At 65.2% G+C, this 14,266-nt stretch carries 14 protein-coding genes; 2 read left to right on the plus strand and 12 right to left on the minus strand.

Annotated elements, in window-relative coordinates:
* Positions 1 to 59 precede the first annotated feature (59 nt).
* The 9 genes from ACIGJC_RS27130 to ACIGJC_RS27170 form a co-directional block, all read right to left on the minus strand.
* Complete coding sequence (locus tag ACIGJC_RS27130; protein ID WP_483712571.1) at positions 60 to 1,295, minus strand: MFS transporter; 1,236 nt, start codon at positions 1,293 to 1,295, stop codon at positions 60 to 62.
* On the minus strand, positions 1,292 to 1,753 hold the full coding sequence (locus tag ACIGJC_RS27135) for a hypothetical protein (RefSeq protein ID WP_483712573.1): 462 nt from the start codon (positions 1,751 to 1,753) through the stop codon (positions 1,292 to 1,294). The genes ACIGJC_RS27130 and ACIGJC_RS27135 overlap by 4 nt, the downstream gene beginning before the upstream one ends.
* A 53-nt stretch (positions 1,754 to 1,806) precedes the next feature.
* The gene (locus tag ACIGJC_RS27140) at positions 1,807 to 2,553 is read right to left on the minus strand and encodes a radical SAM protein (protein ID WP_483712574.1); all 747 of its coding nucleotides are present in this window, start codon (positions 2,551 to 2,553) and stop codon (positions 1,807 to 1,809) included.
* 62 nt (positions 2,554 to 2,615) lie between these two features.
* On the minus strand, positions 2,616 to 2,756 hold the full coding sequence (locus tag ACIGJC_RS27145) for a hypothetical protein (RefSeq protein WP_483712575.1): 141 nt from the start codon (positions 2,754 to 2,756) through the stop codon (positions 2,616 to 2,618).
* A 409-nt stretch (positions 2,757 to 3,165) separates the two neighbouring features.
* The gene (locus tag ACIGJC_RS27150; RefSeq protein ID WP_483712576.1) at positions 3,166 to 4,173 is read right to left on the minus strand and encodes a Bug family tripartite tricarboxylate transporter substrate binding protein; all 1,008 of its coding nucleotides are present in this window, start codon (positions 4,171 to 4,173) and stop codon (positions 3,166 to 3,168) included.
* A gap of 193 nt (positions 4,174 to 4,366) precedes the next feature.
* Complete coding sequence (locus tag ACIGJC_RS27155; protein WP_483712577.1) at positions 4,367 to 5,098, minus strand: SDR family NAD(P)-dependent oxidoreductase; 732 nt, start codon at positions 5,096 to 5,098, stop codon at positions 4,367 to 4,369.
* A gap of 90 nt (positions 5,099 to 5,188) precedes the next feature.
* Positions 5,189 to 6,391, minus strand: a complete 1,203-nt coding sequence (gene pcaF / locus ACIGJC_RS27160) for a 3-oxoadipyl-CoA thiolase (protein WP_483712579.1) — start codon at positions 6,389 to 6,391, stop codon at positions 5,189 to 5,191.
* Positions 6,392 to 6,427: 36 nt separating this feature from the next.
* Complete coding sequence (locus tag ACIGJC_RS27165) at positions 6,428 to 7,066, minus strand: 3-oxoacid CoA-transferase subunit B (protein WP_483712581.1); 639 nt, start codon at positions 7,064 to 7,066, stop codon at positions 6,428 to 6,430.
* 18 nt (positions 7,067 to 7,084) lie between these two features.
* Positions 7,085 to 7,744, minus strand: a complete 660-nt coding sequence (locus tag ACIGJC_RS27170; protein ID WP_483712583.1) for a 3-oxoacid CoA-transferase subunit A — start codon at positions 7,742 to 7,744, stop codon at positions 7,085 to 7,087.
* Positions 7,745 to 8,249: 505 nt separating this feature from the next.
* Here ACIGJC_RS27170 and ACIGJC_RS27175 point away from each other — a divergent pair.
* On the plus strand, positions 8,250 to 8,480 hold the full coding sequence (locus tag ACIGJC_RS27175) for a hypothetical protein (RefSeq protein WP_483712584.1): 231 nt from the start codon (positions 8,250 to 8,252) through the stop codon (positions 8,478 to 8,480).
* Between the two features lie 33 nt (positions 8,481 to 8,513).
* Here ACIGJC_RS27175 and ACIGJC_RS27180 read toward each other — a convergent pair whose 3' ends face one another.
* The 3 genes from ACIGJC_RS27180 to ACIGJC_RS27190 form a co-directional block, all read right to left on the minus strand.
* On the minus strand, positions 8,514 to 11,576 hold the full coding sequence (locus ACIGJC_RS27180; protein ID WP_483712586.1) for an AAA family ATPase: 3,063 nt from the start codon (positions 11,574 to 11,576) through the stop codon (positions 8,514 to 8,516).
* Entirely contained in the window at positions 11,573 to 12,718 is a 1,146-nt protein-coding gene (locus ACIGJC_RS27185) for an exonuclease SbcCD subunit D (protein WP_483712588.1), read from the minus strand. Before ACIGJC_RS27185 ends, ACIGJC_RS27180 begins: the two co-directional genes overlap by 4 nt.
* A gap of 106 nt (positions 12,719 to 12,824) precedes the next feature.
* A complete protein-coding gene (locus ACIGJC_RS27190) occupies positions 12,825 to 14,015 on the minus strand; it encodes an FIST signal transduction protein (RefSeq protein WP_483712589.1) in 1,191 nt (396 codons plus the stop codon).
* Between ACIGJC_RS27190 and ACIGJC_RS27195 the strand changes: the two genes are divergently transcribed.
* Complete coding sequence (locus ACIGJC_RS27195; RefSeq protein WP_483712590.1) at positions 13,992 to 14,240, plus strand: hypothetical protein; 249 nt, start codon at positions 13,992 to 13,994, stop codon at positions 14,238 to 14,240. The two genes, ACIGJC_RS27190 and ACIGJC_RS27195, sit on opposite strands and share 24 nt — an antisense overlap.
* Positions 14,241 to 14,266: the final 26 nt, after the last annotated feature.

The following is a 14,266-nucleotide window of genomic DNA, read 5'->3' on the forward strand; positions in this document are numbered from 1 at the left end:
TGAGCAACGGGCTCGGGGCATCCCGATGGGCGCTGTTTCGTTTGACCTAAGCTGTTGTATCAGTCAGGCGCATTCTCGGCGCCGGATTTCACCAGTTTCCGATGAAGCAGCAAAGCCACAGTAATGCACAGCCCAGCGTTGTATGCGGCAATGATTTGAAAAGCGTCGGTAAACTGAAGAAACGTGCCAGCCGCAAATAGCCCCGCCGGAAAAGCAGACCCCACGATCAACGTTTGCACGCCCAAGATGCGGCCATATGAATCGCGCGACGCCAGCCTCATCAACAGCGCATCCGCCGCGCTTCCCGAAAACGCGACACTGGCTCCGATCAACAGCAAGGCAACGTTAAACACCGGATATCGCCATGCACTCGTCAACCCCGTTGAGACACAGATCAGCAAGAAGCCGCAACCGGTCATTACAGCCAATGACGGAAGATGGCACCGCCTCAGCTTTGCGTAACCCAAAGCACCGCCAACTGCGCCCACACCCAAGCAGGACTCCGAAAATCCGAGATACGCGCTGTTAGATCCGTCGATGCCTGTTATGAAGAGTGGCATGATAATTACCAGGGGGGACAGCACAAAATTAAGTATCGCAGTAAAACCAAGTTCACACATTAGCATGTCGTCGCTTTTGTAGAACACAAAGGCCGTTGCAAAGCGTTCGGTCAAAGGCAATGCCTTCACCGCGGCAGTACGGGAGGCTGGCGAATCTATATCCAACGTACAGACTACCCATGCGCTGACCAGCAGAGTGCCGCAGCACACCAGCGTAGAATAGACAGCCTCCAGTGCTATCAACAGCAGACCACCAAACAGTGGAACTACCAGCTTGCTCAGGTAGCCCGTACTGCGGGAGAGACCCGCAGCCAAGCCTTTCCCCTGGCCGTGAAGCATGTCCTTGATCAGAATCTGCCGCGAAATCGAATAGCCGGTTATTGCAACTCCCATCCCAATCTCAGCGGGAATCAATAGCCAAAGCGGCATTAGCCGCGCAAGCACTGGAATCGTTCCGAGTAAGATGGCGGCACCAGACAGCAGGCATACAATGCAGGCGTTGCGTGCCCCTGATCTTTGGATCAGGTAGGTCAGTGGGATGCCACTGAAAATTCGCGCCACGGCACCGCCCCCGATGGTCAGCGGGAGCAGTGAGGCAAGCTCGGCGTGCTGCGCGAGGTACCACGTGATCGTGAACGTTTGCAGAATTGTGGCACTTGGGACGAGAAACCCGACGACAGCCAGCCACAGAAATGGCTTGGGTAGGTCTTGCGTTTCTATATTCTGCACTGTCATTTGGACTGCCCGAAGACGGCCCGCGTCAATGCAGCTCCGCGCTGCCCAAGTGACATCAAGTAGAAGACGTTGTCGCGAATATCATCACAAACAGAAAACTCCTTTGCGAATCCCAAGTCTCCTGACGCCAGATCCGCATAGTCTGCACGCGGGCAATAGTGAGAGACTGGGCACTCCTTGCACGCCACCGGCTCTTCCAGCATTGCCTGGTACTCGCATAGCTTGTCGAATGCGTAGTCGCCCGACAGGATGTCACCAAAATGGTACTCAGGGAATTCAAACAGATTGTCCTGAGGGCATACGCGACCATCGTGATTAATGTGGAACTGCACTCGTGGCAGAACCCCAGCATCGCGCATATAGATCAGTTTGAGATAACGAGCAATTGGTGACGATTGCACAAAAGGACCCAGCCTTGCGTCACCTTCGATGGCAGCAACCATCTTTTCGGTGATCATCCTTGTCGTCACCTTGTTCAGCAATTTGATACGCGCCGCCGATCCCGTCAGGCTTAGGGGTGAGTACAGGAACTGTGTTGCCCAAGTTCGCGTGCAAAATAGATGGTATCAATGAAGGACGAGAAATTATGCGCCCCCACTACAGCCTTGATAGAGATGAAGGCTCCCATATCCGCCATGTATCGCACATTGGACACGACCTGATCAAAGCTTCTGGGTCGGAACTGATCGTGCACCTCTCGCACGTGGGAATCCAAGGAAATACGCCATTCAACCCCCTTGTCCTGATAAAAATCTAAGAACGCTCCCGATTGGAATTTTTTGATATTTGCCGCATTTGTTGACACCCGGACCATCAAGCCTCTTTCTCTGGCGTAACCGAGAATGTCTGCGAAGTCCTTATTTATTGTTGGTTCACCACCGAAGAGTTGAAGCGTCCTTGTAGGATTGTTCATTGCACCACCTAGCCCGATGACGTAATCGATGAAATCCCTTACCTCTCGGTATTCGAGGTCGAACTTTCCCCGGCGCATGCTGCTTGGAGCCTCAATGTAGCAGTGGGGGCACGATAAGTTGCAACGGTTGGTGAGCTTGACAACGGGATACAGTGCCAGATGTTCCTTGCCTGCCAACTTTGACGTTTTTGAAATGCCCTCTAGCGATCGCATAAGAGCTGGGTCATCATCCGCTAGCAAACTCTCGAGTTCTGCCGCCCTTCCGCTGCTTATTTTCATCCACGCTTGTGGGTTCTTTGTTGCGTATATCACCTCGCCATCGGCTTCTACTTTGAAGAATTCCATGTCGGGCCACCTATCCGGAAGGGTGAGATGGAGTCATTTCCATCTCACCTCACTCACCGCGCTCAATACTGAATGGCTTCTCCCCACATGGCGCGCTCCGGATCATGGCCAGAATCCCATTCAACCTCGAAGGTAAAGTCATCGAGACGGAAGCCGGCCTGCGACTCGATTCCCGCAGGGGTATTGCACGACTCATGGATCATTTCAAGACTCCTTGTTGACTGAGAAATGGGCTAGTCCACACCGCCCAACTTCAGCTTAGGGAGCGCAAGATCCTGGTACCAGTCGCTTTTAGCCCCGAGCTAACGGCGTTATCGATATCCCGCCCTGCAGTGTTTGCTTCCTTATGGAATTGATGGCGAAAGCTATCCCAGCTACATCGCGAAGAGAGACAGGCCGGGGCAGAGAAATTCCGGGTAGTGACAATGTCGAGGCTAGCATCCGAAGAGATCAGCAAAGCTCCGGCTTCACATCTTTTGATTGCGGACATTGCCGAGATATCTGCATCCTCGTCCGCAGTTTTGTCTCGTTTGGCTCCCCAGACAACAAAAAAGCCGGTCCCCCAAGGAACCGGCTTTCCACCATCGCAAAAGCAACAGAGTCAGACAGTAATCAATCCACCGTCGCGCCCGAAGCCTTCACCACCTTCGCCCACTTCGCGGTCTCGGTCTTCATGAACGCGGCGAGCTGGGCCGGCTTTTCGGGATTGGGCTCGGCACCCTGGTCGGCCATCTGCTTCTTCACCTCCGGCATGGCGAGGATCTTCACCACTTCGGCGTTCAGGCGGTCGATGATGGGTTGCGGGGTTCCGGCGGTGGCGTACAGCGCGAACCACGAGGTGGCTTCATAGCCGGGCACGCCCGATTCCGCCACGGTCGGCACGTTCGGCAGCGCCGGCGAGCGCTTGGCCGAGGTCACGGCGATGGCGCGCAGCTTGCCGGCCTTCACGTGCGGATACGATGACGGCATGTTGTCGAACATCAGGCCGATCTGGTTGCCCAGCAGGTCGTTCACGGCAGGCGCGCTGCCCTTGTATGGGATGTGCTGGATGTGCAGGCCGGTCATCGAATTGAACAGCTCGCCCGACAGGTGCATCGACGAGCCGCTGCCCGATGAGCCGTAGGACAGCTTGTCCGGATTGGCCTTCACGTAGGCAATCAGTTCCTTGATATTGTTCACCGGCACCTTCGGGTTCACCACCACCAGGTTCGGCACCATCGCCACGCGGCTGATCGGCGCGAAATCCTTGACCGGGTCATACGGCAGCTTGGAATACAGCGACTGGTTGATGGCGTGGGTGCCGATGGTGCCCATGAACAGCGTATAGCCATCGCCCGGCGCCTTGGCGGCCAGCGATGCGCCGATGTTGCCGCCCGCGCCCGGACGGTTGTCGATCACCACGGGCTGGCCGAGTGCCTTGCCCAGTTGCAGGCCGACGATGCGGGCCAGGATGTCGGTGGTGCCACCGGCCGAGAACGGCACGATCATCGTGATCGGCTTGGTCGGGTAGCCACCTTGCGCATGCGCCGCGCCGGCAAAGCCGGCAATGGTGGTGGCCAGCGCAACGCCTGCGGCCAGCAGGCGGCGGCGGGTCGTGGAGGTCTGGGAATCGAGTCTCATCGGTTTGCTCCGGTTGTCCTTGTTGCCCGCGCGCAGCGTGTCTGTCGCGGGCGAATGCTGGATAGCGTGATTGCTGCCCTGGAAGAAGACAGCGCGGTGACGCTGTCTTCGTGCCGGCTGTGACCGCAAGGATCGCAGCCTGATATGACGCTTTATTAACGTCTGTTCTTGTGAATGCCTGAAGTCCGCGGGATCAGACCGGTGCCACGCCAAGCGTGGTTCCGCCGCAGACGTAGAGGACCTGGCCCGTGACAAAGCCATTATCCGGCGACAGGAAGAACAGCGCGGCGCGCGCCACGTCTTCCGGCGTACCCATGCGCTTCACGGCGATGCTCGCCAGGATGCGGCGCGTCTGTTCGCTGCCTTCGGGATTGCTCTTGCGGAACAGCTCCGTGGCGATCGGGCCCGGCGCCACCGCATTCACGGTGATGCCGTCGCCGCCAAGCTCCATCGCCAGCGTGCGCGTCATGCCGATCAGCCCGGCCTTGGTGGCCGAGTACACCACGCGCTCGGGCTTGCCCAGCGCCGCGCGCGAAGCCATGTTGACCACGCGGCCAAACCCGGCGGCGCGCATGGCCGGCAGGCAGGCCTGCGTAAGCAGCATCGCCGCCTGCAGGTGCAGGCCAACGACATAGTCGAGGTCGGCCACGGTGGCCGTGTCGGCGGTGCCGGGGCGCGTCGCGCCCGCATTGTTCACCAGCCGCGTGACGGCGAACTGCGAGGTGACCTGCTGCGCCACGGCGCGTGTCGCCTCGGCATTGGTCAGGTCAGCCTGGAAAAACGTCATGTTGGGATGGGACCAGCCCGGCTCGGTGTAGTCGATATTGACTACGCGGGTGGTGCCGTCTGCCAGCAGCATTTCGCTGATGGCGCGCCCGATGCCGGAACTGGCGCCGGTGACGATCGTGGCGTTGGGGTGGGACATCTTCAACTCACTTAAGAAAGACCGCTGCACTACGCCCTCTCCCGCGAGCGGGAGAGGAGAGCAAACAAGTCGTGGTGCAACCGAATGCGCTTAAACGCGTTCGATCACCATGGCGATGCCCTGGCCCACGCCGATGCACATGGTGCACAGCGCGAAGCGTCCGCCGGTGCGATGCAGCTGATACATCGCGGTGGTCACCAGGCGCGCGCCGCTCATGCCGAGCGGGTGGCCCAGCGCGATCGCGCCGCCATTCGGGTTGACCCGCTTGTCGTCGTCGGCGATGCCCAGTTCACGCAGCACGGCCAGGCCTTGCGCGGCGAACGCTTCGTTCAGTTCGATCACGTCGATCTGGTCCAGCGTCATGCCCAGTTGCTTCATCAGCTTCTGCGTGGCCGGTGCCGGGCCGATCCCCATCACGCGCGGCGCCACGCCGGCAGTTGCCATGCCGACGATGCGCGCACGCGGGGTCAGGCCGTGTTGCTTGAGGCCGGCTTCGCTCGCCAGCAGGATCGCGCAGGCGCCGTCGTTCACGCCCGAGGCGTTGCCGGCGGTGATGGTGCCGTCCGCGCGCACGATCGGGCGCAGCTTGGCCAGCGCTTCCATGCTGGTGGCGCGCGGGTGCTCGTCGCGGTCGACGACGATCGCATCACCCTTCTTCTGCGCGATGCTGACCGGCGTGATTTCCTGCGCCAGCGTGCCGTCGGCCTGGGCGCGCGAGGCGCGCTCCTGGCTGCGCAGCGCCATCAGGTCCTGGTCTTCGCGGCCGATCTTGTAGTCGGTGGCCACGTTCTCGGCGGTCTCGGGCATCGAGTCGACGCCATAGGCCGCGCGCATCGCCGGGTTGATGAAGCGCCAGCCGATGGTGGTGTCGAAGATTTGCGCATCGCGGGAGAACGCGCTGGTGGCCTTGCCCATCACGAACGGGGCACGGCTCATGCTTTCCACGCCGCCGGCGATCATCAGCGTGGCTTCGCCCGCCTTGATAGCGCGCGCGGCAGTACCGGTGGCGTCCATGCCCGAGCCGCACAGGCGGTTCAGCGTCGCGCCCGGCACGTCCTGCGGCAGGCCGGCCAGCAGCGCCGACATGCGCGCCACGTTGCGGTTGTCTTCACCGGCCTGGTTGGCGTTGCCGTAGATCACGTCATCGATGGCGGACCAGTCCAGGTTCGGGTTGCGCGCCATCAGCGCCTTCAGGGGCACGGCACCCAGGTCGTCCGCGCGCACGGCGGACAGGCTGCCGCCATAGCGGCCGATGGGGGTACGGATGGCGTCGCAGATAAAGGCTTCGTTCATGTCTCTCTCTCGGTCTTGATGTCAGGATGTCAGTGGTCAGCCCTGGATCAGGGTCACGCCGGTCAGGCGCTGCAGCTCGTCGAAGCCCAGCCCCTCCACCAGGTCGCGCGCAACCAGCCCGTCGGCGGTCACGTCGATGGTGGCCAGATCAGTGTAGATACGCGTCACGCAGCCGATGCCGGTCAGCGGATAGGTGCACTGCGGCACGATCTTGCTTTCGCCCTGCTTGGTCAGGTGCTCCATCATCACGAACACCTGCTTGGCGCCGATGGCCAGGTCCATCGCGCCGCCCACGGCGGGGATGGCGCCCGGTGCGCCGGTGTGCCAGTTGGCCAGGTCGCCCTTCTCGGAGACCTGGAACGCGCCCAGCACGCAGAAGTCGAGGTGGCCGCCGCGCATCATGGCGAACGAGTCGGCATGGTGGAAATACGAGCCGCCGGCCTTGATCGTCACGGGCTGCTTGCCGGCATTGATCAGGTCGCCGTCTTCCTGGCCCGGTGCGGGCGCGGGGCCCATGCCGAGCAGGCCGTTTTCACTGTGCAGCAGGATTTCCTTGTCGGCCGGCAGGTGGTTGCCCACCAGCGTGGGCAGGCCGATACCGAGATTCACCACGGCACCTTCGGGGATGTCCTTGGCCACACGGGCGGCCATCTGGTCGCGGGTCAGTTTTTGCATGTTCGCTCTCCTTCTCGCTCAGACCTTCACCACGCGCTTGACGAACAGGCCCGGCGTCACGATGTGCTCCGGATCCAGTTCGCCAAGGTCCACCAGGTGGCTCACCTGGACGATGGGGCACTTGGCAGCCATGGCCATGATCGGGCCGAAGTTGCGAGCGGTCTTGCGGTAGGTCAGGTTGCCCCAGCGGTCGGCCTTGTCGGCCTTGATCAGGGCGAAGTCGGCCTGGATGGGCTTTTCGAACACATAGCCCTGGCCGTCGATGATGCGGGTTTCCTTGCCTTCGGCCAGCGGCGTGCCGTAGGCCGTGCGCGTGAAGAAGCCGCCGATGCCGGCGCCGGCGGCACGGATGCGCTCGGCCAGGTTGCCCTGCGGCACCAGTTCCAGTTCGATCTCGCCGGCGTGGTACAGCGAATCGAAGACATAGGAGTCCGACTGGCGCGGGAACGAGCAGATGATCTTGCGCACGCGCTTGGTCTTGAGCAGCGCGGCCAGGCCGGTGTCGCCGTTGCCGGCGTTGTTGTTGACGATGGTGAGGTCGCGCGCGCCCTGCGCGATCAGCGCGTCGATCAGTTCCGCCGGCATGCCTGCCATGCCGAAACCGCCGATCAGGATCGTGGCGCCGTCGTGGATGCCGGCCATCGCCGCTTCCACGGAGTCAAATATCTTGTTGATCACTTGCGTTCCAGTCCGGGATGAGGGTCTGGCAGGTGCCGGGACCGGCCGCAAGGCGCGGCACGCAAAAACTGTCTCCGGGCGATCCCTGCCGGACGGGCGTCTGGCGCAAGCACCGGGCGACGGCGCGCTAGCCATGACGGGTTCCAACAGAAATAAACGAATTTGTTCTTATTGCGAACTTGAATTCGCAATCTGAACAGAGTACACCCCGCGCCAAACACGGGTCAAGGCAACGGCAAAGAGCTTGTCCGGTAATCGGCCGCGCATGCAGCCATGCCTTGCACCGCGGGACTTCCGCCCCTGCTCGCTTCCCCTGTGTAGGACTGAGCCGACGCCACAATCGGCCCGGTGGCGATACGGCCGCGGCCCGCGCCTGCCTATGCTTGGATCAAGACCAGCCACAAGACGACCGCCACCGGACCACCCGGCACGCCACGGCAAGTCTGCACCAGAACCAGTCCGGCACGACGTGGCCGGACCAGAACAGAAAGAGGAGTCGGAAATCATGGCACGCGCCTTCGCCAGCCCCAATCCTTCCCGGACAAGCAAGCATCAGGCCGCACTCGACCGGATCCTGCGCACCACGCGGCAAGACTGGATGCTGGATATTCTGCCTTCCGAGCCCGCCCGGCAAGCACCCCCCGCCCGCCCGCGCTTGCCGCTGCCGCGCCTGGCCGCCCGGGCCTTCGAGGCGCAAATCATGGCCATCCGCTGCCAGAAGGTATTCGCGGCCTGAACCCTGAACCCCGAACCCTCAACCGCGCCACGCTCAGGGCAGTTGCAGCACCGCGCGGCTACCCGCGGTGCCAGGCCGGACTTCCAGCCGCACGTCGATGCGTTCGCGCAGTTCCGCGACATGCGAGATGATCCCCACCAGCCTTCCCGCCTGCTGCAAGTCCAGCAGTGTGCGGATGGCAAAGTCGAGGCTTTCCGGATCGAGCGTGCCAAAGCCTTCGTCGACGAACAGCGTATCGAGCTGGATGCCGCCTGAGCGCGACTGGACCACATCGGCCAGCCCGAGCGCCAGCGACAGCGAGGCCAGGAACCCTTCGCCGCCTGACAGCGTATTGGCCGGCCGCGCCGCGCCGGTGTCGTAGTCGAACACCTCCAGGTCGAGCCCGCCGGCCGTGCGCTGGTCGGCCTGCTCGCGCACGCGCTGCAAAGTGTAGCGGCCACGGCTCATGGCCAGCAGGCGCACGGAGGCGGCCTCCAGCACCTCGTCGAGCAGCGTGGCCAGCACGAAGCGCTGGAACGTCATGCGGCGCGGGTTGTTCCCGTTGGCGACTTCCGCGAGCCGTCCGAGGATGGCGTAGCGCGCTTCGATCTCGCGGTTGGCCGCGGCCAGGGCATCGAGCTGCCTTTGGCATTGCAGCAGGTTGTCGCGCATGCGCGCACGGTCGGCCTGCTGCCGGACGATGCCTTCCACCGCAGCCGCTGCCATCGACGCGGCCAGGCGCACGCCATCCAGGTCCGGCACCGACAACCCCTCGGCCGCCGCGATGGCGCGCGACAGGCCATGCGCGGACACCGCAAGGGCTTCATCGTAGAGGCGTACCGCATCGTCCAGCGCCTCGATCGCCGCGGCGTCCAGCCGGGCCGAGCCAAAGGCCGCCAGGTCGGCAAAGCCCGACGCGGCCAGCATGGCGTCCGCCGCGGTTCGCGCTTCCAGCAGGCGCTCGCCCGCGCGGGCCAGCACGGCCTGTGCCGACTGGCTGGCCGCTTCGGCCCGGGCCAGCGCCGCGCCGGCCTGCTTGTCGGCGTCTTGCGCTGCCTCCAGCGCGGCGCCAAGCGCGGTGAACTGGGCGCGGGCCTGTCGCAGGGCGGCTTCGATCGCCCCGGGATCGCGCGCGTCTTCGGGCAGTTGTGCGCACGCCGCCCGCCACTCCCCCTGCAACTGCGCGAGCGACTGGCCCGTGGATTCCATCGTGGCGCACGCCGTGCGGTGGGCATCGTCCGCGGCCGCGAGCACGGCGCGCCGTTCTTCGATGACCGCCGGCATCCGGGCCAGCCGGTCAGACGATGCCTGCGCGGCAGCAAGCTCCCGCTCGAGCGCGGCGGTCTGCACGGTCAGTTCCTGTGCCGTGGCATCTAACGCCTGCAGCGCGGCGCCGCCGATATCCGCCGCGGCCTCCGCGAGTTGCACGGCCCACCGTTCGAGATCGGCCTGCGCGGTGTGCCGGATGGTGACGGCACGCAGCGCGGCATCATCGGCCTCGCGCGAGGCGCCACGCGCCTGCTCGAGCGCATCGTCCGAAACCAGTTCCGCGGTGTGCTGCGCGAGCGCCGGATGGTCGGTGCCGCCGCAGACCGGACACGCCTCGCCCGTCGCCAGCACGGCGGCAAGGCGCGCGGCCTGCCCGGCCCGCCAGGCGGACTCCGTCGTCGTCAGGGCCGAGCGCAGCGTGTCACGGTGCATGGTTGCACGGGCCGCCGCCGCATCGCAGCGCGCCAGTGTCTCGCGCGCCTTCGCCTCGGCCTGTGCGGTCTGCCGGTAGCGGGCGATCTGCTTCGCGCGCGCCTGGGCTGCCTGCAGCTGCAGGCCGAAGGTCTGCAGCTGCGCAGCCAGCACCTGCGCCTGGCGCTGGTCGGCTTCGGCAGTGGCCAGTTCCACCTGCCTCTGCGCCAGCACTTGGGCGGCCCGGTCGCGCGCGGCAACCGCATCGGCCTGCTGCCGTGCGGCGGCCTCCAGCGACTGGCGCAGGTTGCCAAGCTGGCGCGCGCGGGGCAGCAGGGCCTCGAATTCCATCACGCGGCGTTGGCCAGCCTCGCGCACCTCGCCGCGCGCAAGCTCGGCCTGCAGCCGCTCGGTGGCCTGCGCGGCCCCCTGTTGCTGTTGCCGCAACGCGCTGGCCGCGTGCTCCACCGCTGCGTGCGCGGCCTGCTGGTCGCGTGCCGTTGTTTCCAGATGCTGGATGGCAGGCCACGCCTGGGTGGCACGTCGTGCAGCGTGCAGCCGCATGCGTTGTTCGTCGGTCGCCGCCTTGCGGGCCAGCAAGGCCTCATGGGCTGCGTGCGCGTCGGCACGTTCGCGCAGCCGTGCCGCTACCTGCTCCGCGCCTTGCAAGGCCGTTTGCGCGGCGGCATGGCCGACGCGTGCGGATTGCTCCTGTTGCTGCAGGTCTTGCAGTGCCTGCTGGAGCTGCGCGATACCGACGGCCAGTGCATCGGTCGACTCCATGTCGAACTGGCGCAGCAGCGCCTGGCGCTGGTCGAGGATGCGCTCGGCATCGCGCCGGATGCCGGCCGCCTCGCTTTTCAGCAGCTCTTCCACGCGCCGGTACAGCTCGGTGCGGAACAGGCGCTCCAGGATCCCTTGCCGCGCCTGCGAACTGGCCGTCAGCAATTCGCGGAAGCGTCCCTGCGGCAGCACGATGACCTGGCGGAACTGCGCGCTGTCGAACCCCAACAACTCGCGGATGGCATCGCTGACCCTGGCTGGCTGCCCGGCCTTGCTGACCCAGCCCTCGCCCTCCCAGGCATCGAGCTGTGCCTTGGCGGTTTCGGTGACCATGCCCTCGCCGCGCTGCTTCGGCCGCTCTTGCGCGGGCGAACGCACGACGCGAAAGCGCTGCGCGCCAAGGCCGAACTCGAGCACGACTTCCGTGCGCAGCCCGGGCGCCGCATTGGCGCTGCGCATGGCCTGCGCGGAACGCTCGCCGCCCGAGGTGTCGCCATACAACGCAAAGCAGATCGCGTCGAGCAGCGTGGTCTTGCCGGCACCGGTCGGGCCGTGAATCAGGAAGAAGGCCTGCTCGCCCAGTTGCGTGAAATCGATCGCCTCGGTGCCGGAAAACGGTCCGAAGGCCTGCATCGTCAGGAGCAATGGCCTCATGCCGACTCCCTCTGCGCGGCGGCCATGCCGGCCAGCACCTGCTCCAGCGCGGCGCGCTGGCCATCATCGAGTTCGGCATCGGCCACTTCGCGGAAGAAGCTCGCAAAAAGCTCGCCGGTACTTTGTTCCCGCAACCGCCGCGCGGCATCGCCAGCGGCTCCGGCACGGGACAGTACGGTGCGCTCGACCGCGAGCGCATTGGGATAGACCTGGCGCAGCTTTGCCATCGGGTCCAGCAGCGCGCCGGTGTCGGTGAGACGCGCATAGACATAGTCATCGCGCCGCGCGTCAATGGCGGCCGCAGCGATCAGGGCCGCCAGCTCGCCTTCGACGATGCGCAAGTCGCGCAGCGGCCGCAACGGCCTGGGCGTGATCTGTACGCTGCCGTCGGCGCCAAGCTCGATCATCGACACGGACTTTTCGTGGCTGCACTCCGACAGCGAATACTTCAGCAGCGAGCCCGCATAGCGCACCCGCCCGCCGATCGTCTGCGGCCGGTGCAGGTGGCCCAATGCCACCAGGTCGAAGCCGTCGAACGCCTGCGCCGCCACCGCGCCGCTGCCGCCGACCGACAAGGGCCGCTCCGACTCGCTGACCGCGCCGCCGACGACGAAGGCATGACCCACCACCACCGACCGCATGCCGCGCGGATGGTTTGCACGGATGGCGTCCAGTTGCGCGCACAGCGCCGCTTCATGCGTGGGCAATTCGGCGCCCAGCGCGTCACGCACGACGGCGGGTTCGGCATAGGGCAGCGCATAGATGCGCACCTCGCCATGCGCGTCGTGCAGCGCCGCGCTGGCGGGCGTGGCGGACGTGCAGCCGGCCACGTGCAGGCCTTGCGACTGCATCAGCCTGGCGCCAAATTCCAGCCGCTGCGCGCTGTCATGGTTGCCAGCGATCAGCACCACGGGCACGCCCGCATCCAGGACGATCCGCGCCAGGACGTCGTCCAGCAGCGCGACCGCTTCCGGCGGCGGCACGGCCCGGTCGTACACGTCGCCGGCTATCAGCACAGCGTCGGGGCGCTCGGCGCGCACCAGCTCGACAAACTGGTCGAGGATATGGGCCTGGTCTTCGATCAGGCTGCGGGCATGGAAGAGCCGGCCGAGATGCCAGTCGGCGGTGTGCAGGAAGCGCAATGTGGATACCTGGTCTGCGGGGTGAGGGTGGCGTGTCCGCCACGGCGGCACGCAGTACAGCCGGCATCATAACTGCGCGGACCGCCCACCGGTCCTGCCGGCCGCTTCAGGCCCCTGGCGCTCCGGTGAACACCGTCAGCACGCCCGTGTAGCCGTACAGGTGGTCGCGAGCGATCTCGCCGTTGGCGAAGAACCCGGCCAGTGGCAATTCGCCGAGCGCGCGGCGCACCAGCTGCAGCTCGGCGTTGGGGGCGCCGAAATGCGGGCCGCCACGTCCGGAGCAACTGATGTAAAGACCGCCCAGCACCCGCCCGACCGTGCCGCTTTCGATCTCGGCGCGGATTTCCGTGGCGATGCGCATCAGGTCGGCGCGCGCCGCCCCCGGGTTCTGGGTGCAGAAGGCGAGCCGCATGCCGGGCTCGGCAACGTCTGCCAGCGCCAGTACGCGATGCTGCACGTCAAGTCCCATCAAATGCCGCACCATGGTCTCGGCGCCGAACCTGCCCGGCAGCCGGGGCGCGTCGTCCGCCCCCGCGCTCAGGCCGGCCAGTGTTCCCGACAAGGCCTCGGCCATCTCCTGCGGGGGCGCGTCGCGCCCGAGCCCGAGGTCCTTCAGGACGCAGTCGAGCGCCGGCTCGTCGTCCAGCGTGAACAGCAGGTTGCGGTCCACGCGTGTCACGGTGCGCGCGGGCCCGATCGGCTGGCATCCCTGCGTCACGCGCGAGATCAGGCCGACCCGCGGGCCGAACAAGACCCCCGACAAGCCGCCCGAGTAGATGCCGTCGGCCATCTGCAGCGTCCGGTTGCGTGCCGACGACAAGCCGCCGAACAGATAGCCGGTGGCGATGCGTTCGCTCAGTTCGTGCAGCAGGTCCTGCAGGTCGGGCGTCGAGGCTTCCGCATGCACCAGCGCAGCATGAGGCGTGAAGCCGGATGAGGCCGCCGGCAACGGCTTGCGGCCCGAGAACAGCCGGAAGGCATCACGCGGCAGCGGCGCCGCCATCAGCACCATGGCGGGCTCGTCGATGTACTCGACGCCGCAGGCGCAAACCCCGACCGCGGAGGTTCCGACCCAGGCGACGCCAGGCCACTCCCGCTGCAGCGCATCGAGAATGCGCTCGGCCGCCGGGGCATAGTAATCGCTCAGGTAGCACCAGCCCAGCGTCAGCGCGACGGCATTGCCGTGCTGCGCCTGCTGCACGGCAAGCTGGGCTTCCAGTTGCGAGCGGCAGTCGCCCAGTGCTTCCTGCCAGCGCGCATGGGCGGCGTGGGCGTGTACGAAGGCCGCGTCGTGCATGAGATCCCCCTTGGCAGCCCGCGCCGGCCGACCGGCGATCACTCACAAGTCGCGTGCGCGCAGATGCAGTGCGAGGTAGGCAGCCTGTTCAGCGTCGGTTCAGCCATGCCGGCGCATCATCGTTTCCGTCGCCCCCAGAACTTCGAACAATCAAGGACGAGCACCATGAAACGCATCCTCATCGCCACCGCCTTTGCCATGGCAGCCGCTGCCGCCCACGCCTAATACACCGGCCCTTCGGCTATCCCCGC

It is taken from the genome of Cupriavidus sp. C3SS-1 (assembly GCF_057073755.1).